General features: G+C 43.9%; 15 protein-coding genes and 1 tRNA gene. 7 read left to right on the top strand and 9 right to left on the bottom strand.

What is annotated here, in order from left to right; all coding sequences use genetic code 11:
• Nucleotides 1-7: 7 nt before the first annotated feature.
• Together QX565_RS19865 and asnA are read right to left on the bottom strand one after the other, a co-directional pair.
• Nucleotides 8-670 (bottom strand): uracil-DNA glycosylase, encoded by a 663-nt coding sequence (locus tag QX565_RS19865; RefSeq protein ID WP_221649538.1) that lies wholly within the window; start codon nucleotides 668-670, stop codon nucleotides 8-10.
• Between the two features lie 14 nt (nucleotides 671-684).
• Entirely contained in the window at nucleotides 685-1,722 is a 1,038-nt protein-coding gene (asnA, locus tag QX565_RS19870; protein WP_007486978.1) for an aspartate--ammonia ligase, read from the bottom strand.
• A gap of 219 nt (nucleotides 1,723-1,941) precedes the next feature.
• Here asnA and QX565_RS19875 point away from each other — a divergent pair.
• Nucleotides 1,942-2,013: transfer RNA gene (locus QX565_RS19875), tRNA-Arg, on the top strand.
• Nucleotides 2,014-2,091: 78 nt separating this feature from the next.
• Here QX565_RS19875 and QX565_RS19880 read toward each other — a convergent pair.
• Entirely contained in the window at nucleotides 2,092-2,814 is a 723-nt protein-coding gene (locus QX565_RS19880) for an inorganic diphosphatase (protein ID WP_289294094.1), read from the bottom strand.
• A 102-nt stretch (nucleotides 2,815-2,916) separates the two neighbouring features.
• Here QX565_RS19880 and QX565_RS19885 point away from each other — a divergent pair, with 102 nt between their 5' ends.
• Nucleotides 2,917-3,393: a DUF5035 family protein gene (locus tag QX565_RS19885; RefSeq protein ID WP_025866719.1), complete on the top strand. Its 477-nt coding sequence runs from the start codon at nucleotides 2,917-2,919 to the stop codon at nucleotides 3,391-3,393.
• Between the two features lie 71 nt (nucleotides 3,394-3,464).
• Here QX565_RS19885 and QX565_RS19890 read toward each other — a convergent pair whose 3' ends face one another.
• The 3 genes from QX565_RS19890 to lysS form a co-directional block, all read right to left on the bottom strand.
• Nucleotides 3,465-4,802 carry a glucose-6-phosphate isomerase gene (locus tag QX565_RS19890; RefSeq protein ID WP_195350742.1) on the bottom strand — a complete coding sequence of 446 codons (1,338 nt, stop codon included), beginning with the start codon at nucleotides 4,800-4,802 and terminating at the stop codon, nucleotides 3,465-3,467.
• Nucleotides 4,803-4,954: 152 nt separating this feature from the next.
• Nucleotides 4,955-5,950, bottom strand: a complete 996-nt coding sequence (locus QX565_RS19895; protein ID WP_002562504.1) for an NAD(P)H-dependent glycerol-3-phosphate dehydrogenase — start codon at nucleotides 5,948-5,950, stop codon at nucleotides 4,955-4,957.
• 86 nt (nucleotides 5,951-6,036) lie between these two features.
• Entirely contained in the window at nucleotides 6,037-7,764 is a 1,728-nt protein-coding gene (gene lysS, locus QX565_RS19900) for a lysine--tRNA ligase (RefSeq protein WP_044095590.1), read from the bottom strand.
• A gap of 834 nt (nucleotides 7,765-8,598) precedes the next feature.
• Between lysS and QX565_RS19905 the strand changes: the two genes are divergently transcribed.
• Nucleotides 8,599-9,957, top strand: a complete 1,359-nt coding sequence (locus QX565_RS19905) for an MATE family efflux transporter (protein WP_289294096.1) — start codon at nucleotides 8,599-8,601, stop codon at nucleotides 9,955-9,957.
• 98 nt (nucleotides 9,958-10,055) lie between these two features.
• A complete protein-coding gene (locus tag QX565_RS19910) occupies nucleotides 10,056-10,988 on the top strand; it encodes an Rpn family recombination-promoting nuclease/putative transposase (RefSeq protein ID WP_195350747.1) in 933 nt (310 codons plus the stop codon).
• Between the two features lie 11 nt (nucleotides 10,989-10,999).
• Here the strand turns inward: QX565_RS19910 and QX565_RS19915 are convergent, their stop codons facing one another.
• Both QX565_RS19915 and QX565_RS19920 read right to left on the bottom strand, forming a co-directional pair.
• Nucleotides 11,000-11,575, bottom strand: a complete 576-nt coding sequence (locus tag QX565_RS19915) for a Crp/Fnr family transcriptional regulator (protein WP_195350749.1) — start codon at nucleotides 11,573-11,575, stop codon at nucleotides 11,000-11,002.
• Nucleotides 11,562-12,944, bottom strand: a complete 1,383-nt coding sequence (locus QX565_RS19920) for an MATE family efflux transporter (protein ID WP_289294104.1) — start codon at nucleotides 12,942-12,944, stop codon at nucleotides 11,562-11,564. Before QX565_RS19920 ends, QX565_RS19915 begins: the two co-directional genes overlap by 14 nt.
• Nucleotides 12,945-13,360: 416 nt before the next feature.
• Here QX565_RS19920 and QX565_RS19925 point away from each other — a divergent pair, with 416 nt between their 5' ends.
• Nucleotides 13,361-14,023, top strand: a complete 663-nt coding sequence (locus QX565_RS19925) for a cytidylate kinase-like family protein (protein WP_025866722.1) — start codon at nucleotides 13,361-13,363, stop codon at nucleotides 14,021-14,023.
• A 97-nt stretch (nucleotides 14,024-14,120) separates the two neighbouring features.
• Here QX565_RS19925 and QX565_RS19930 read toward each other — a convergent pair whose 3' ends face one another.
• A complete protein-coding gene (locus tag QX565_RS19930) occupies nucleotides 14,121-15,788 on the bottom strand; it encodes a putative transporter (RefSeq protein WP_221649545.1) in 1,668 nt (555 codons plus the stop codon).
• A gap of 230 nt (nucleotides 15,789-16,018) precedes the next feature.
• Between QX565_RS19930 and mutA the strand changes: the two genes are divergently transcribed.
• A complete protein-coding gene (gene mutA, locus QX565_RS19935) occupies nucleotides 16,019-17,920 on the top strand; it encodes a methylmalonyl-CoA mutase small subunit (RefSeq protein WP_289294099.1) in 1,902 nt (633 codons plus the stop codon).
• Between the two features lie 27 nt (nucleotides 17,921-17,947).
• On the top strand, nucleotides 17,948-18,821 hold an 874-nt coding region (locus tag QX565_RS19940; RefSeq protein WP_289294101.1), incomplete at its 3' end, for a methylmalonyl-CoA mutase family protein.

Here is an 18,821-nt window from a genome sequence, read left to right on the forward strand (position 1 = left end):
AAAGTCGTCACCAAACGATTTCTGTTTCTCCGTATGTCTTTAAGTATTCATTAGCTCTACTGAAATGCTTGTTTCCGAAGAAACCATTGTAGGCAGATAGGGGTGAGGGATGTGCAGAACTGAGCACGAGGTGTTTATTACGGTCAATGAACGCCCCTTTGCGTTGTGCATAACCTCCCCAAAGAATAAAAACAAGATGTTCCCGCTCTTCGGCTAATGCACGAATAGCAGCGTCCGTAAATTCTTCCCAGCCACGTCGTTGATGTGAACCGGCTTGATGGGCACGTACAGTCAGGGTGGCATTGAGTAGTAGCACTCCTTGTTCGGCCCATCGTGTTAGATTTCCGGTAGTAGGAGCGTCGGTACCGATATCTGCTTTTATCTCTTTAAAGATATTGATCAATGATGGCGGGAAGGGTACTCCGTCGTTCACAGAAAAACAAAGGCCATGTGCCTGTCCGGGGCCGTGATAAGGATCTTGTCCGATAATAACTACTTTTACTTTGTCGAACGGACAGAGATTAAAAGCATTAAAAATCAACTTTCCCGGAGGGTAGATGGCGTATTGACTGTATTCACTTTTCACGAATTCTGTCAGTGTACGGAAATAGTCTTTTTCAAATTCGGGTTGGAGGTGAGCTTTCCAACTCTCTTCTATTTGTACATTCATAGTATGAGATGCTTTTATATAAGGTGTATGTCAAATGCTTCACATTCTTTTCTCATGTCTTCGGGCCAGATACTTGCCTGGATTTCTCCGATATGAGCTTTGCGGAGGTAGAACATGCACAGGCGTGATTGACCGATACCACCACCGATAGACAGGGGTAAAGTGTCGTCCAGCAGGCGTTTATGGAAATAAAGTTCGAGGCGTTGCTCTTGTTTTTCTTCTTTTACCTGACGTAGCAAAGCTTCTTTGTCAACGCGGATACCCATAGAGGATAATTCTATAGAACGTTGTAAAACATCGTCCCATAACATAAGATCCCCGTTTAACCCCGGTAAGTCATTGAGTCCTTTTGTGGTATAATCGTCATAGTCGGGTGCGCGTCCGTCATGCTTCTTCCCGTCACCAAGTTTGCAACCGATACCGATGATAAATACAGCACCGTACTTCTGGCAGATAGCATGCTCACGGCATTTAGGTTCCAGGGTGGGATATAGCTGGCGGAGTTCTTCTGCATGAATGAAGTGTAACTTTTGCGGCAGGCAAGGTTTTATTTGCGGATACATTTCGTATACCATATATTCGGTGCGGATCATTGCGGCGTATATGCGATTTACGATTTCCTTGAGAAATTCCACGTTACGCTCTTCTGCTGTCATGACGCGTTCCCAGTCCCATTGATCTACATATAATGAGTGCAGGTTGCCTAATTCTTCATCTGAACGTATGGCGTTCATATCTGTATAGATACCATATCCGGGTTCAATATGATAGTCGGCAAGTGTTAACCTTTTCCATTTGGCAAGTGAGTGTACAACTTCGGCCTGTGCATCTTCCAGATCCTTGATAGGGAAGGATACAGGACGTTCCACCCCGTTCAGGTCATCGTTGATTCCCATCCCTTTGAGTACAAAGAGGGGAGCGGTGACACGACGCAAGCGCAGTTCTGACGATAGATTCATCTGGAAGAACTCTTTTATCTGTTTGATGCCAAGTTCCGTCTGCTTCAGGTCAAGAAGAGGTTTGTAATTTTGAGGTTTTATAAGATAACTCATAGGTTTATTATATGTTAATTGTCGACAAAGATAGGAATAATATCTATAATATGTATTGCTTTTCGTCTAAAAGAATGTCAATATGATAAAGATTTCCTTGATGTCGGTTTCAAAATAACACATTTTCGGAGGCGGGGATAGAAAGAAGAATGAAAAAATGTCTGAAAGATTAGGAAGATAAGAAGTTTTTATCTATTTTTGTCGTCGCAAATGCAACCCGGCTCTGTAGTTCAACGAATAGAATGTAGGTTTCCGGTACCTAAGATAAGGGTTTGATTCCCTTCGGGGCTACTTTAAGGCTGTGCTTTTTAATAAGCACAGCCTTTTATTTTTATGTATGAAGCAAATGTTCTACTATTGTTCTACGGTTCATTTGCGCTTTTCATCTGCTTTTTTATTTCCTTGTAAGCTGTTGGTAAAGGTGGCCCATCCGTCACAAAGAGCTTGCATGGAAGGATACAGAGCATTTGCACCGGCATCCAGTAATACTTTGTTATCCAGCGGGCCTGTATTGACTGCTATTGTGAAGATACCGGCTGCTACCCCTGCCTGTACGCCGAGTGGAGCATTTTCTATGACTATTGCTTCGTTGGCATTGAAACCACCTTTTTCGAGAGCCATCAGGTAGGGCTCAGGATGTGGTTTGCCGTGTTTTACGTCGAAAGCTGTCACCATCAATTCCGGGTGGAATGTGTTGGGGAAATTGTGTTCCAAGCGGTCCAGTAGTGATCGCTGTCCAGAACCGGTAACTACCATAGGAATTAATCCGGCTTCTTTTATTTTTTGCAATAACTCCCAGGCTCCCGGCATCGGTTCGGGTTCGGGGAATTTGTTGAACTCTTCACTCTTTTCGTGATAAATGTTTTCTATTTCGTCCGGAGTGGCTTCCCGACCCAGTTGACGCTGGCTGACAATGTTGATTGTTCCGGCTCCGGTACGACCTTCGTGCAGATAGGCTTCTTCGCGACTGAGATTGAACCCGTGGGCTTGCATTACTTTATGCCAGGCTTCTGCATGATAGGGCATGGAATTAAACAGAACGCCGTCCATATCGAATAGTACGGCTTTTAAGTGTATTTCTTTCTGAGACATATCTTTGATACCTATTGATTTTTTGTGCTACAAAGTTACGCTTTTTTTGCATATTCGGATATATTATGTATTTTTGTGGCATAATCAAGAGAACTACATAACATGAAAAAGCTACTTCTTGTATCATTATTATTACCGCTGTTAGTTTCGTGTTCTGGCTCGGCAGAGAGCCCTGTTATTGAAATAACGGGGTTTTTCATTGGAGATGATACGAAGGATTATAGTAAAGATATGGCTTCGATGCCTTCTTTGAAAGTAGGCGATGAAATGACTGTTTCATTGAGACTGGATGGAAACGGAGAGGATCTGAATACGTTTATAGTGAAGGAAGCAGCAGAACAGCTTGGTATAAAAGGGTTTGATTTACCGGGTGGAGTTTCTTCCGAATCGGATTTGTCGAAGCCGGAGAATGGTGTTATTACGTTTAAAGATGGGATACAGTATACCGAATTAAAGGTAGAGGTATGTGTAAAGACAGTGGCCGATGCGGATGCCATATTGGCTTTCTACCTGTCTTCGAAAGCTGAATGTGAAAGTGCTCAGGAAAAGATAGAATTGAAAACGGAAACGAAAAAGTAATCTTTGAACTGTATATAAATAGAAAGGGCGGAACTTTTAAAGTTCCGCCTTTCTGATTTATAGCCTTTTATTTATAGCTTTGCTCGTATCGCTTTTGATTCTTCTTCGTATCCGGGTTTATTCAACAACGCAAACATGTTCTTTTTGTATGCTTCTACGCCCGGTTGATTGAATGGGTTCACACCCAGCAGATAACCGCTGATGCCACAAGCTTTTTCAAAGAAGTAGAACAGTCCGCCGATGTTATATTCACTCAATTCGGGAAGAACAATGCGCATATTGGGTACACCACCGTCTACGTGAGCCAATTGAGTACCAAGTTCGGCCATTTTGTTCACTTCGTCTACGCGTTTGCCTGCCAGGAAGTTCAATCCATCCAGGTTAGCTTCGTCCGAAGGTACTTCCAGTTTGTGGTTTACTTTATCTACAGAGATAACGGTTTCAAAGATGGTACGTTCGCCTTCTTGGATCCATTGTCCCATCGAGTGAAGGTCGGTAGAAAAATCTACGGCAGCCGGGAAGATACCTTTGTTTTCTTTTCCTTCTGATTCTCCGTAAAGCTGTTTCCACCATTCGCCAATGTAATGCAATTTGGGGTTGAAGTTTACGAGTATTTCGATCTTTTTACCGTTCTTATACAGTTCGTTGCGGGTGGCAGCGTAGAGAGCAGCAGGATTCTCTGCAAAGGGTACGTTCAGCGCGCAAGCCTTTTCCATATCGGCAGCACCGGCTACCAGTTTTTCAATGTCAAATCCGGCCACTGCGATAGGTAGCAACCCTACTGGAGTCAGTACGGAGAAACGTCCGCCTACATTGTCGGGGATGATAAATGATTTGTATCCTTCTTTGTCGGCAGTGATGCGTGCTGCACCTTTCTGAGCATCTGTAACGGCTACAATCACTTTCTTTGCCATCTCTTTGCCACGCTGGTCTTCGCACTGTTTTTTCAAAAGGCGGAAGGCAAGGGCGGTTTCAGTAGTGGTACCTGATTTGGAGATATTGATAACACCGAATTTTTTGTCTTTCAGGAATTCGGTAAGTTCATACAGATAGTCTTCGCCGATATTGTGTCCGGCGTAGATGATAACCGGTGCGGTTTTCTTGTCCTGTAACCATGTGAAGCTGTTTGACAATGCCTCGATAACTGCGCGGGCTCCGAGATAGCTGCCACCAATACCGGCTACGATCACTACTTCGCAATTGTCACGCAATACCTGTGCGGTAGCTTTCAGATCGGCCAGATGTTCCGGGCTGATAGAAGAAGGCAAGTGCAGCCATCCCAGAAAATCATTTCCTTTACCGGTACCGTTTTCCAGTGTTTCTTGTGCGGCTTTTACCTGAGCTTCGTAGGCAGAAACCTTTTCTTTAGAGATAAATCCCAAAGTCTTTTCAATGTTCAAACTAATCATAATGTATATGTTTTAAATATTCTTTTAGTAGTGATTTAGTAGTAAGTAGTCAAGTAGTAAGTAGGAGATGGTTTTACTTGCCAACAAGTAGCAAGTACTATCTTCTACTTACTACTTAACTACTTGACTACTTACTACTAAGCTACTTCTTTTCACCTAAATGAATCTGTCAGCAACTTGATCTCGATCATTGGTGATATACGTTCGTACAGAATGTTGTAGACTGCATCGAGTATCGGCATATTCACATGGTGGTGTTTATTGATCTCTTTGATACATTTCGTACCGTAATATCCTTCTGCTATCATCTCCATCTCTATCTGTGCGCTCTTCACCGAATATCCTTTGCCGATCATGGTACCAAACGTACGATTACGGCTAAAATTAGAGTATCCCGTTACCAACAAATCCCCTAAATAAACAGATTCGTCTACGTTTCTGTTCAATGGATGTACGGTGTCGAGAAATCGTCTCATTTCCTGTATGGCATTGGAGATAAGCACAGCCTGGAAGTTATCGCCGTATTTTAATCCGCTGCAAATGCCGGCGGCAATGGCATATACGTTCTTTAGTACGGAACTGTATTCGATACCTGATACGTCGTCGCTAATGGAAGTCTTTATAAAATTACTTCCCAGCCTGCGGGCGAAGATGCGGGCTTTATCCGTGTCCGGACAGGCAATGGTCAGATAGGAAAGACGTTCCAAAGCTACTTCTTCGGCGTGGCAGGGACCTGCCAACACTGCTATGTTCTCGGGAGGAACGCCGTATTCTTTCGTGAAGTATTCCGATACGATGAGATTGTCGTCGGGCACAATTCCTTTGATAGCGGTAATAATGAACTTGTCTCTTATGCGTGTTTTCAGCTTTTTGAGATGAGTCTTCAAATAAGGGGAGGGGGTGACGAAGACGAGTGTATCCGATTCCTTCACGATGTCATTGATGTTTGAACTGAAATTAATGCGTTTCATGTCAAACTTCACACCAGTGAGGTAAGCCGGATTGTGTCCAAGTCGTTTAAAGTCGGCTATACGATCGTCACGGCGCATATACCAATTGATAGAGTCCTCTTGTGCAAGGAACATCTTGGCTATGGCTGTGGCCCAGCTTCCGCCTCCCATTATCGCTATCTTACCGGGTAGTTTCATATTGTAGAAATTAAAGATTGAAGATTAAAAATTAAAGGGAGGAGGCGAGAGATGCCCCTCCCTGTTTAATTTCTAATTTCTCATTTTTAATTAAGTTTCTGTATCCATTCGGTGACATCGTTCACGGAAGGATTGGTCAATTCCAATTTATATTTCTTATTGATGCCGCAAATATCTTGATGTAACTTCTGCGGATTCACTTCTTTCATCTCTTCTACCAGGTTGTATCCGGCTTTTTGGATAACTGCTACCCAGTCTTGAGGGATGCCTAATTCGGTATATTTGGAATCCGGGTCTTTTTTGATGACCTTTTCCGGGCGCATCTGCGGGAAGAATAGCACTTCCTGAATGAAAGGCTTTCCGGTCATCAGCATAGTCAGGCGGTCGATACCGATACCGATACCTGATGTCGGAGGCATGCCATATTGCAGAGCTTTGAGGAAGTCCTGATCGATGAACATAGCTTCGTCGTCGCCTTTTTCGCTTAGTTGCAGTTGGTCTTTGAAGCGTTCTTCCTGATCGATCGGGTCATTCAGCTCACTGTATGCATTGGCCAGTTCTTTGCCGTTTACCATGAGTTCGAAGCGTTCGGTCAACCCTGGCTTGCTGCGGTGCATTTTGGTTAATGGGCTCATCTCTACCGGATAGTCGGTGATGAAAGTGGGCTGGATAAACGTTCCTTCGCAGAATTCGCCAAAGATTTCGTCTATCAGCTTGCCTTTACCCATTGTATCGTCAATTTCCATGTTCAGCTCCTTGCATATCTGGCGGATTTCGTCTTCGCTCTTTTCGTTGAGGTCGTATCCGGTTTTTTCTTTGATAGCATCGAGAATGGGCAGACGGCGATATGGAGCTTTGAAACTGATTGTTTTGCCGTCGATGGTAGTTTCCGGGCTTCCGTTTACTGCAATACAAATGCGTTCCAGTAATTTTTCGGTGAAACTCATCATCCAGTTGTAGTCTTTGTATTGTACGTACAACTCTATGCAGGTAAACTCAGGATTATGGTTTTTGTCCATACCTTCGTTACGGAAGTTTTTCCCGATTTCATACACACCTTCAAATCCGCCTACAATCAGTCGCTTCAGATAAAGTTCGGTAGCGATGCGCAGGTAGAGGTCCATGTCTAAGGAGTTGTGGTGAGTGATGAAGGGACGGGCACTTGCTCCACCGGGGATAGATTGTAGAGTCGGAGTTTCTACTTCGGTATATCCGGCTTCATCCAGTATGGCACGCATGGTTCTGATGATGGTGGCACGTTTCAGGAATGTTTCTTTTACACCCTCGTTCACAATCAAGTCTACATAGCGTTGGCGATAGCGCAGTTCGGGATCTTCAAAAGAGTCGTACGCCACACCATCTTTGTATTTTACAATAGGTAACGGTTTGATAGACTTGGCCAGTACAGTCAGCTTTTTGGCATGGATACTGATTTCGCCCATCTGTGTACGAAATACAAAACCTTCGATTCCGATAAAGTCACCTAAGTCGAGCAGGCGTTTGAATACGCTATTATACATCTCTTTATCTTCTCCCGGGCAGAGGTCGTCACGGGTGATGTACACCTGTATACGTCCTTTGGAATCCTGCAATTCAATGAAAGATGCTTTGCCCATAATGCGGCGACTCATCATACGTCCGGCTATGGATACCATGCGGGGTTCGTCTTCGTCTTTGAATTCCTGTTTTATATCGGTAGAGAAAGCATTGGTTACATACTCTGCTGCGGGATAAGGCTCAATGCCCATCGCACGAAGCTCATTCAGACTGTTGCGTCGGATGATTTCCTGTTCACTTAGTTCTAATAGGTTCATTTCGTTACGTATTAACTCAATATTTGGTGGCAAAAATACGAAACATTTTTAATATTACGGCATGAACCGGCTGCTAATTTGCCCGAAGGGGGGTAGGAGGGGGGAATGAAAGGGGGTAAAACCGGTGATTACAGATTGTCAAATTGACAAAATGTATATAAGTAGGGGTAGGAAGACGCTGGTTGTGGTGTGCCGGAGGGTGGGTACTATTTTTTCGATTGTAGGGTGATTAGGAGTATTCGTTTTGCTTGTTATCTGATGCATAATGGTGTGTTTGTCTCTTTATGAATGAAAAAGTAGGGCTATTGTGCGGTATTTCTCCGCTATTTCTTTCATTATGACAGAGGTGAGTGTACCTTTTTGTTGTGTCAGATAGGCGAAAAAGGCGTCAGAAAGTTCTTTTTTTGCTCTTTCGATTGCTCCTCGGTGAGGAAGAAGTTGTTCCCCGGTGAGGAACGAGGTGTTCCTCGGTGAGGAGCGGAGCCTTCCCCGGTGGGGAACAGAAGTTTTGCCGGTAGCAAAAGGAGGCTTTATATGCAGGAATGTTGCATGTATATTCTTTTATTGTGCGATAATTTGCATATTCTTGCGCGTATTATTCATGCGGATTCTCTGGTTATACTATTTTGTATTCGGGTGTTGTTAGTAAATAATGGGTATTTGTGTTATAAAGATAGTGTTTTGTGCTTTCTTGTGACAAGTGTTAAATGGACGAATTGCTCGGGTGAGACTGAAACAGACATAACCTCTTTTACGTAGTTTCAAAAAGTGAACTTCCGTTTGTACACCTCTTTGAAAAACACTACTTTTGCACCCTGAATATAAGAAACAGGTATGACAACAGGACAAAAGGCACCCACAGCGTTGGGTACTGAAAAGATTGGAAAACTTTTGATGCAGTATGCCATTCCGGCTATTATCGCAATGACTGCATCTTCTCTTTATAACATGGTAGACAGTATCTTCATCGGGCATGGAGTGGGACGTATGGCTATTTCCGGCCTTGCGCTGACTTTCCCGTTGATGAATCTTGCGGCCGCTTTCGGTTCGTTGGTAGGGGTAGGAGCAGCTACGCTGGTTTCTGTGAAACTCGGGCAGAAAGATTATGACACAGCCCAACGGGTTCTTGGCAATGTGCTGGTGCTGAATATCATAATCGGTCTGGCATTTACCGTTCTCACGTTACTGTTTCTCGATCCCATCCTTTACTTCTTCGGAGGGAGTGAGGCTACTATCGGGTATGCCCGTGATTATATGGAGGTGATTCTGCTGGGCAACGTCATTACCCATCTTTATCTGGGTTTGAACGCGGTGCTTCGTTCTGCGGGGCATCCTCAGAAAGCGATGTATGCCACTATTGCTACAGTAGTCATTAATACCATACTCGATCCGGTATTTATCTTTGTCTTTGATTGGGGGATTCGCGGAGCTGCCATTGCTACGATTGTAGCACAAGTTATTTCGTTGTTGTGGCAGTTCAGGTTATTTAGTAATAAGAACGAATTGCTACATTTCCACCGGGGCATTTTCCGTCTGAAGCGTAAGATCGTATTCGATTCTCTTGCCATCGGCATGTCTCCCTTCCTGATGAATCTCGCTTCCTGCTTTATTGTGATTCTTATCAATCAGGGGCTGAAACGTCATGGAGGCGACCTTGCTATCGGAGCCTTTGGTATAGTCAACCGGCTGGTTTTTGTCTTTGTAATGATTGTGTTAGGATTGAACCAGGGGATGCAGCCCATTGCCGGTTATAACTTTGGTGCCCGGCAATATCCGCGTGTCACCCGCGTACTGAAACTGACTATTATAGGAGCGACTATTGTTACCACTACCGGTTTTCTGCTTGGCATGTTTATCCCCGATCTGCTTGCCTCCATCTTTACTTCTGACGCCGAGCTTATACAGCTTGCGGCAGAAGGATACCGTATTGTCGTGATGTTCTTCCCTATTGTGGGGTTCCAGATGGTTGCATCCAATTTCTTTCAGAGTATCGGTATGGCAGGCAAAGCTATTTTCTTGTCGCTCACCCGGCAGATGTTATTCCTCATTCCCAGTTTGCTTATTCTCCCGCAATACTATGGGCAGACAGGCGTATGGGTAAGCATGCCGGTATCCGATCTGGCAGCGAGCCTTGTTTCGGGGATTATGCTTTGGTGGCAGTTCCGTCAATTCAGAAAGATGAGCCTTGGATAGAAACGTTGAAAAACTCCGTTCGTCTCTTTTTTCTTCTCTTCTTCTGCATTCTTTCCGATTAATGCGTATCTTTGTAGAAAGTGAAAAGAAGGATCATTATGGGACAGAAAGACAGATACATCCGATTTGACTGGGCAGCGAAGCGCTTACTCAGGAACAAAGCCAATTTTGGCGTGCTCGAAGGGTTTCTTACCGTACTATTGGGCGAGGATATTCATATTCTGGAGATACTTGAAAGCGAAAGCAACCAGCAAAGTGAAGAAGATAAATTCAACCGGGTAGACATCAAAGCCCGCAATAGTAAGGATGAGATTATCATTGTTGAGATACAAAATACTCGTGAACTCTACTACTTGGAACGCATTCTATATGGAGTGGCGAAAGCCATAACCGAACACATTGAGCTGGGCAGTATCTACTCCGACGTCAAAAAAGTATACTCTATCAGTATTCTCTATTTTGACATAGGCCAGGGTAATGACTATCTCTATCATGGTCAGAATGCTTTTGTAGGCGTACATACCGGAGATTTTCTGCAAGTGACCACTAAAGAGAAAGGAGCCATTGTGCGTAAACTACCGGCCGAAATATTCCCGGAGTATTTCCTTATCCGTGTCAATGAGTTCAATAAAGTAGCTGTCACTCCGCTGGAAGAGTGGATAGAGTATCTCAAAACCGGCAGTATCCGTCCCGACACCAAAGCACCGGGATTGGAAGAGGCACGAAAGAAACTGATCTATTATAATATGGAGCCAGCCGACAGACAAGCCTATGACAGGCATATCGACGCAATCATGATACAAAATGATGTGTTGGGAACCGCTAAACTTGAGGGTTTGCAGGAAGGAAGAGAAGAAGGCTTGCAGGAAGGAAGAGAGAAAGGCTTACAGGAAGGACGGTTGGAAGGACGGTTGGAAGGACGGCAGGAAGAGAAAAGAGCTATTGCGCGTAATATGAAAGCGCTCAATTTACCCGTCGAAACCATTACCCAAATATCCGGCTTAACAAGAGAAGAGATAGAACAGCTTTAATAAAGAGGTTCTTATTTCCCCTTTCCTATCCCCGCCCTTATTCGGCTTAATGATTGTGGTGTGATCCATAGATACGATGCAATGTACTTCAACGGTACATGCAGCAACAATTCCGGCGTTTCTTTTATGAGTGTCAGGTACCGTTCTTTGGCTCTTGGGCTGCCGGCGCTGATCAGCCAGTTTTCCGTAGTCAGCAACTGGTGTTCCATGAGCCGTCTGCCCAGGTTGGCCAGACCGATAGAAGTAGAATACAACTCATTTAATGCAGTTTTTGAAATGCAATAGGCGATGCTGTCAGACATCGCCTCTATGCTTATTTGTGAATAAGAGTTATCTGCGTATCCCCATACAGAGAAAGCTGCTTCTCCCTTCGAGGCAAACCATATACTGGTATCTACGCCATCCTTTAGATAATGCCCCCGCCAGATACCTTCTTTTATAAGATAGAGATTTGTATTCTTTGTTCCTTCCTGAACAATTACCTCTTTCTTTTTAAACCGTACCTCTTCCATGTGGCTCAGCAATGCTGATATATCTGCTTCAGACAGTTGATATCTGTTCCGGAATTTCTCTTCAAACGTTTCCATGCTGCAAAGATACATTTCCCCGGTGGGACAAGAAACGATCTTTCAGATAAATTGCTACAATATAGAGAAAAGTCAATAGTTCGGCCAACGGAACAGCCAGCCAAATGCCTGGCACTCCAAAGAAATGAGGCAATGCCAGAAAGCCGATGAACATAAATACCACACCACGCAGCAGGGTGATAATCGTAGCCCTGTGTGCCCGTTCGATGCTTTGGTAATAACCAATGCCCACAATGTTGAAGGCAAAAAAGATGTATCCGATAGCGAAGTATGGTATTCCTGCTACAGCGATGTCATAAGCACCATAGCTGCGGTCGATAAATAACGACACAATGTTGCGGTTGCACAAAACGGTTACTATAAAAAAGCAGATGCCGCAAAAAAGGGCGGTCTTTATAGAGAGTCGGAAGGTTTGCTCTACTCGCTTGCTGCTGCCTGCTCCGAAGTTGTAACTTATAATGGGTTGTGCCGATTGTGCAATGGCATTGTACACCATAAATATAATGGGGAAGAAATAGCAAACGATACTGAAGGCTGCTACCCCGTCTTCGCCTAAATGACGGATAAATACATAATTGCCTAAAAACATCATGCAGGCTATCGAGGCCTCACTGACGAATGCCGAGGAACCTAACTTTACCATATAACCGATGTTGCGGAAAGTCAACTGCCTGCTTTTCCGGCTCAACTTAATGGGATAAAGCCTGAAGGTTCGCGAGAAACGCAGCAGATAAATAAGTATCATCAATCCTCCTATCATTGTTCCCAAACTTGTGGCAAATGCCGCTCCCATCAATCCCCATCCGAAGATGAAAATAAAGACGTAATCGAGTACGATATTGCTAACTGCCGCAATGGCATTACACCACATGGCATAGTTGGGCGCTCCATCCAGGCGCACAAAGAACATACCTGCATTGAGCAACAGATAGAAGGTGAGGAACGGGACATACCAGTTCATGTATTCTACTACCAGCGGCAACAGTCGTTCCGAGCTTCCTAATAATCTGCCTACCGGTTCTACGAAATAGTAACAAAGTGCCGATAAGATAAGTATCAGCAAAGATGAAAACACAAGTGCCTGTGTGATATTAATACCTGCTACTTTACGTTTACCGTGCGATAAGTGGATGGATGCAACTACAGAAGCTCCCACCCCAAACATTAACCCTACTCCGGTAGTAATCATAAACAGAGGGGCAGTAATATTTACAGCTGCCAGTGCGTCGCTTCCTATACCTTTGCCTACAAAGATCCCATCTGTTATTACAAATACAGCGGAGAAAACCATCCCTAATACTGTTGGTATTAATAACTTACGGAACAACCTGGAGATATCCATGCTCCCAAAGTCGATACTGTCCTTCATTTCTATATTCTCTTTCTTTTTCATACTGCAAAGGTATGGCAAGAAATGGAGAGAAAAGTTACCATTTGGTAATAAATAATCCGAATCGATAGTGAAAAACAAGATGTGGTAAATTATAGTTCATTTCTGTATGGTATTTCACCACAGAGGTCGCAGAGGGCACAGAGTTTAAATCTTTATTGAAACACAGAATTCTAAGACCTGCACAAATATTTGCGCAGGTCTTAGAATTCTATGATTATCCGCGTTTTATCAGAGAAAATAATATCTCTGTGCCCTCCGTGTCCTCTGTGGTGAACTGATTCATTTCGGATCACTTATGCACTAAGCAATGCTCCGCCACAGCGCAGCCAATTGGCATATTGGCACATTGAATAATTAGCACATTATTTTTCTTCTTTTCAGAAATATTCCGTATGTTTGCTTCAGAACCAATATACAAATATACTATGAGTAGTAATTATGTTATTAATATCGGTCGTCAGTTAGGTAGTGGCGGAAAAGATATAGGCGAGAGGCTGGCAGCCCGGTTAGGAATCGACTTTTATGATAAAGAGTTGATTAATCTCGCTTCGGAAGAGAGTGGACTTTGCCGGGAGTTCTTCGAGAAAGCCGATGAGAAGGCTTCGCAAGGCATTATAGGCGGATTGTTTGGGATGCGCTTTCCTTTTATCAGTGACGGGGCTATGCCCTGTACCAATTGTCTGAGCAATGATGCTCTCTTTAAAATTCAGAGTGATGTTATCCGTAATCTGGCGGCAACCAAATCCTGCCTATTCGTCGGACGCTGTGCCGATTATATTCTGCGTGAACATCCTCGTTGTGTCAACATCTTTATATCTGCATCGAAAGAAGACCGTATCGCGCGGCTTCGAAGCATACATGGCATCAGTGAAGAAGATGCTGAAGGAATGATGGAGAAGGCGGATAAGAAGCGTTCGGAATATTATAACTATTATAGCTATAAAACCTGGGGAGCAGCAGCAACCTATCATCTTTGCATTGATTCTTCTGTGTTAGGCGTTGAAGAAACGGTAAGGTTTATAGAAGAGTTCGTTGCCAGGAAACTGAAACTATAGTCGAATTGACAGTTGACAATTGACAATTGACAGTTAGCTGCGCTATCATGCTGCATAGTAGCTGTCAATTGTCAACTGTCCACTGTCAATTAAATAATCACATCATCAGCAGTAATATCATTTGCCCCGCCAGAATACGCAGGAACATAGTTAGCGGATAGACAGTAGAGTATCCCACGGCAGGTGCATCATTATTTGAAGCCTGATTGGAATAAGCCAATGCGGGAGGGTCGGTGTTACTACCGGCAATAAGCCCCATTAGTGTGAAATAATTCACCTTATAATATAGACGTGCAATTGCACCGATAATCAGCAATGGAATAACGGTAATGAGGAAGCCATAGCCCACATACAATAAACCGTCTCCTTCTACCACCGTATGTACGAAGTTTGCTCCCGCTTCGATACCTACACTGGCCAGGAATAATACAATACCTATCTCACGCAGCATCAGGTTGGCACTCATCGTTGTATAAGTAACCAGATGAAGTTTGTATCCAAAACGGCCGATCAGAATGGCTACCACCAGCGGACCACCTGCCAAACCAAGTTTTACCGGCGTTGGCATACCCGGGAAAGCAATCGGCAGACTACCCAGGAAGATACCCAGGAAAATACCTACGAAGATAGTCACGATATTCGGATGATCCAGACGCTTCAGAGAGTTACCAAGTACACTTGCCACGCGATCTACAGCATCCTGCTGGCCTACTACCATGACGCGGTCACCTACCTGTAAAGTAAGATGCGGGTCGGCAAACAAGTCCATACCCGAACGGTTGACGCGGGTAATGTTCACTCCGAACATACTCCGGAAATGCATATCCCCTAACTCTTTACCGTTTATATCGGATTTGGTAATCAGGATACGGCGTGATACCATCGGCATGTCTTGTTTTTCCCAGTCTACCTGTATCTCTTTTCCAATGAAAGCAATGATAGCCTCTGCATCTTCTTCTGAACAAACAATAAAGACCTGGTCACCCATATGAAATTCGGTTTCATGATTGGGAATACTGACATGCCCTTCGTGCCGGATGCGTGAACAGACAAAAGGACGTCCAAGGAAATCTTTAACCTGAATCAGTCTTTTGCCGTCTATCGATTCATTACGTACCTCAAGGCTCATCAGATGAGGCTTGTGTTTCATATGTTCAGCATCCTGATTTTTGAGTTCTTCTTCCTCTTTCGCAAGGTTGATACGGAAAAGGTAACGAATGGCAATGATGGAACCAATGATACCAACTACACCCAACGGATAAGCACATGCATATCCCAGGGCTATCTGAGGCCCGTTGTAGTTGAGTTGTGTCAATGCTTCCTGTGCAGCACCAAGTCCCGGTGTATTCGTTACGGCACCATATAAGATACCCACCATCATTGGCAATTCAATACGGCCGTTAGCAATGAAATAGATAGTCAACGCCACGGCAATATTCAATACCACAATACCTACAGCAAGCAGATTGAGTGTCATTCCTCCTTTTTTGAATGAAGAGAAGAAACTGGGCCCCACCTGTAAGCCGATACAGAACACGAACAATATCAATCCGAACTCGCGGATGAAATGCAGAATGTGTATGTCGCCGGTAAATCCGAAGTGTCCCATCAGGATACCGGTGAACAAAACAAAGGTAACTCCCAATGAAACTCCGAAGATTTTAATCTTCCCTAAGAGTACTCCGGCAGCTATCACAAAGGCATAAAGAAAGACGATGTGTGCTACGGAGCTGGGATCCCATAATAAACTTTGTATCCAATCCATAGTAGTTTTTTATTAAAATTGCCGCAAAATTAGTCATAACAAAGCAGGTAATCAAACAAATTCTCTCTTTTATTTATTGGTGACACCTTGCTATCCGGCAGTGCGAATTTTCCCTAAAAAAAGTATTGCATTAGAAGTATTTGTCTATCTTTGTAAGGCTATTGGCAGCACTTAGAAAGATTCATTAAGATAAAGATAATATTAATCTTGTTTTAAACTTACAATAAACTATGGCAGACAGTAAAGAAAAGCTCTTCTCAGACTTTTCTCCTGTTTCCACCGAGAAGTGGATGGAGAAAGTCACAGCAGACCTTAAAGGCGCTGATTTTGAGAAGAAACTCGTTTGGAAAACAAACGAAGGATTCAAGGTAAAACCTTTCTATCGTATGGAAGACCTTGAAGGATTGAAAACAACCGATGCACTTCCCGGAGAATTTCCTTATCTGAGAGGAACGAAAAAAGACAGTAACGAATGGCTGGTTCGTCAGGAAATTAAAGTAGAATCCCCCCAAGAAGCAAATACCAAGGCACTTGATATATTGAATAAGGGTATCGACTCTCTCTCTTTCCATGTAAAAGCAAAAGAACTTAATGCAGCTTATATTGAGACTTTGCTGAACGATATTTGCGCAGAATGTGTTGAACTCAACTTCTCTACCTGTCAGGGACATGTAGTAGAACTGGCTAATCTTCTGGTTGCTTATTTCCAAAAGAAAGATTATGATGTGAAGAAGTTGCAGGGATCTATCAACTTTGACTATTTCAACAAAATGCTCTCTAGGGGGAAGGAGAAAGGGGATATGGTTCAGACGGCGAAAGCCTTGATTGAAGCTATTCAGCCGTTACCCTTCTATCGCGTACTCAATGTAAATGCGCTTTCGCTGAATAATGCAGGTGCTTATATCTCTCAGGAGCTGGGTTACGCACTCGCATGGGGTAATGAATATATGAATCAGCTCACTGAGGCCGGAGTACCTGCTGCCATAGTAGCTAAGAAGATCAAATTTAACTTCGGCATTAGCTCTAATTACTTTCTTGAAATAGCTAAATTCCGCGCTGCCCGTATGCTATGGGCCAATATTGTAGCTTTCTATAATCCCGAATGTCTGCGCGATTGCGATAATAAAGGGGCAAACGGCGAATGTCGTTGCGCTGCTAAGATGCGAGTACATGCCGAAACTTCTACTTTCAACCTCACTTTGTTTGATGCTCATGTGAACTTGCTGCGTACACAGACAGAGGCGATGAGTGCTGCTTTGGCAGGTGTAGATTCAATGACGGTTGTTCCGTTTGACAAAACTTATGAAACTCCGGATGAATTCTCTGAGCGTATGGCCCGTAATCAGCAATTGTTGCTGAAAGAAGAGTCTCACTTTGATAAAGTGGTTGACCCGGCTGCAGGTTCTTATTATATCGAAAATCTGACAGTATCCATTGCCAGACAAGCATGGGAACTTTTCCTGGCTGTAGAAGAAGAAGGTGGATTCTATGCTGCTCTCAAGGCCGGTACGGTACAGGCTGCTGTGAATGAAAGTAATAAAGCCCGTCACAAAGCTGTAGCACAGCGTCGTGAGATCCTGTTGGGTACCAATCAGTTCCCGAACTTCAACGAAAAAGCAGGTGAAAAGAAGCCGGTAGAAGCAAAATGCTGCTGTGGCGGACACGATACCTGCGAAAAAGAGGTGGCTACACTGAACTTTGACCGTGCTGCCAGTGAGTTTGAGGCATTGCGTCTTGAAACGGAGACTTCCGGAAAACGTCCTAAAGCATTCATGTTGACCATTGGTAACTTGGCTATGCGTCAGGCACGTGCACAATATTCATGTAACTTCCTGGCTTGTGCCGGATATGAGGTAATTGATAACTTAGGATTTGAATCGGTTGAAGCTGGTGTGGAGGCTGCAATGGCTGCTAAGGCTGATATTGTAGTACTTTGTTCCAGTGACGATGAATATGCAGAATATGCTATTCCTGCCTTCAAAGCAGTGAATGGCCGTGCGATGTTCATTGTTGCCGGTGCTCCTGCTTGCATGGACGAGTTGAAAGCCGCAGGTATTGAAAACTTCATTCATGTGCGTGTCAACGTACTCGATACACTTAAAGAGTTTAACGCTAAGTTGTTGAAGAAATAACTTCAATCGTAAATTGTAAATAAGAACATGCGAAAAGATTTTAAGAACTTAGATATATATGCTGCATTTCAGCCCGCTAACGGTGCAGAGTGGCAAAAGGCTAACGGAATCGAAAGTAACTGGAAGACTCCGGAGCACATCAGTGTGAAGCCTGTTTATACAAAAGAAGACCTTGAAGGTATGGAGCATCTGGAATATGCAGCCGGACTCCCTCCTTATCTGCGTGGCCCGTATTCAGTGATGTACACCCTTCGTCCCTGGACAATCCGTCAGTATGCCGGATTCTCTACTGCCGAAGAATCCAATGCTTTCTACCGTCGTAACCTGGCTTCCGGCCAGAAAGGTTTGTCGGTAGCATTCGACCTTGCTACGCACCGCGGCTACGACCCCGATCACGAACGTGTAGTAGGTGACGTCGGTAAAGCCGGTGTATCTATTTGCTCGCTTGAGAATATGAAAGTCCTGTTTGATGGTATTCCTTTGAACAAGATGTCTGTATCTATGACAATGAATGGTGCGGTTCTTCCGATTCTGGCTTTCTATATCAATGCCGGTCTTGAACAAGGTGCACAGTTGGAAGAGATGGCGGGAACCATTCAGAATGATATTCTGAAGGAATTCATGGTGCGTAATACCTATATTTATCCGCCTGCATTCTCTATGAAGATTATCTCTGATATCTTTGAATATACTTCGCAGAAGATGCCGAAGTTCAACTCTATCTCTATTTCCGGTTATCACATGCAGGAAGCAGGTGCAACAGCCGATATTGAGTTGGCTTATACACTGGCCGATGGTCTGGAATACCTTCGTGCTGGTACGGCTGCGGGTATTGATATCGATGCATTTGCTCCTCGTTTGTCTTTCTTCTGGGCTATCGGAACCAATCACTTCATGGAAA

It is taken from the genome of Bacteroides sp. 41_26 (assembly GCF_949740115.1).
Classification (GTDB): domain Bacteria; phylum Bacteroidota; class Bacteroidia; order Bacteroidales; family Bacteroidaceae; genus Bacteroides; species Bacteroides nordii.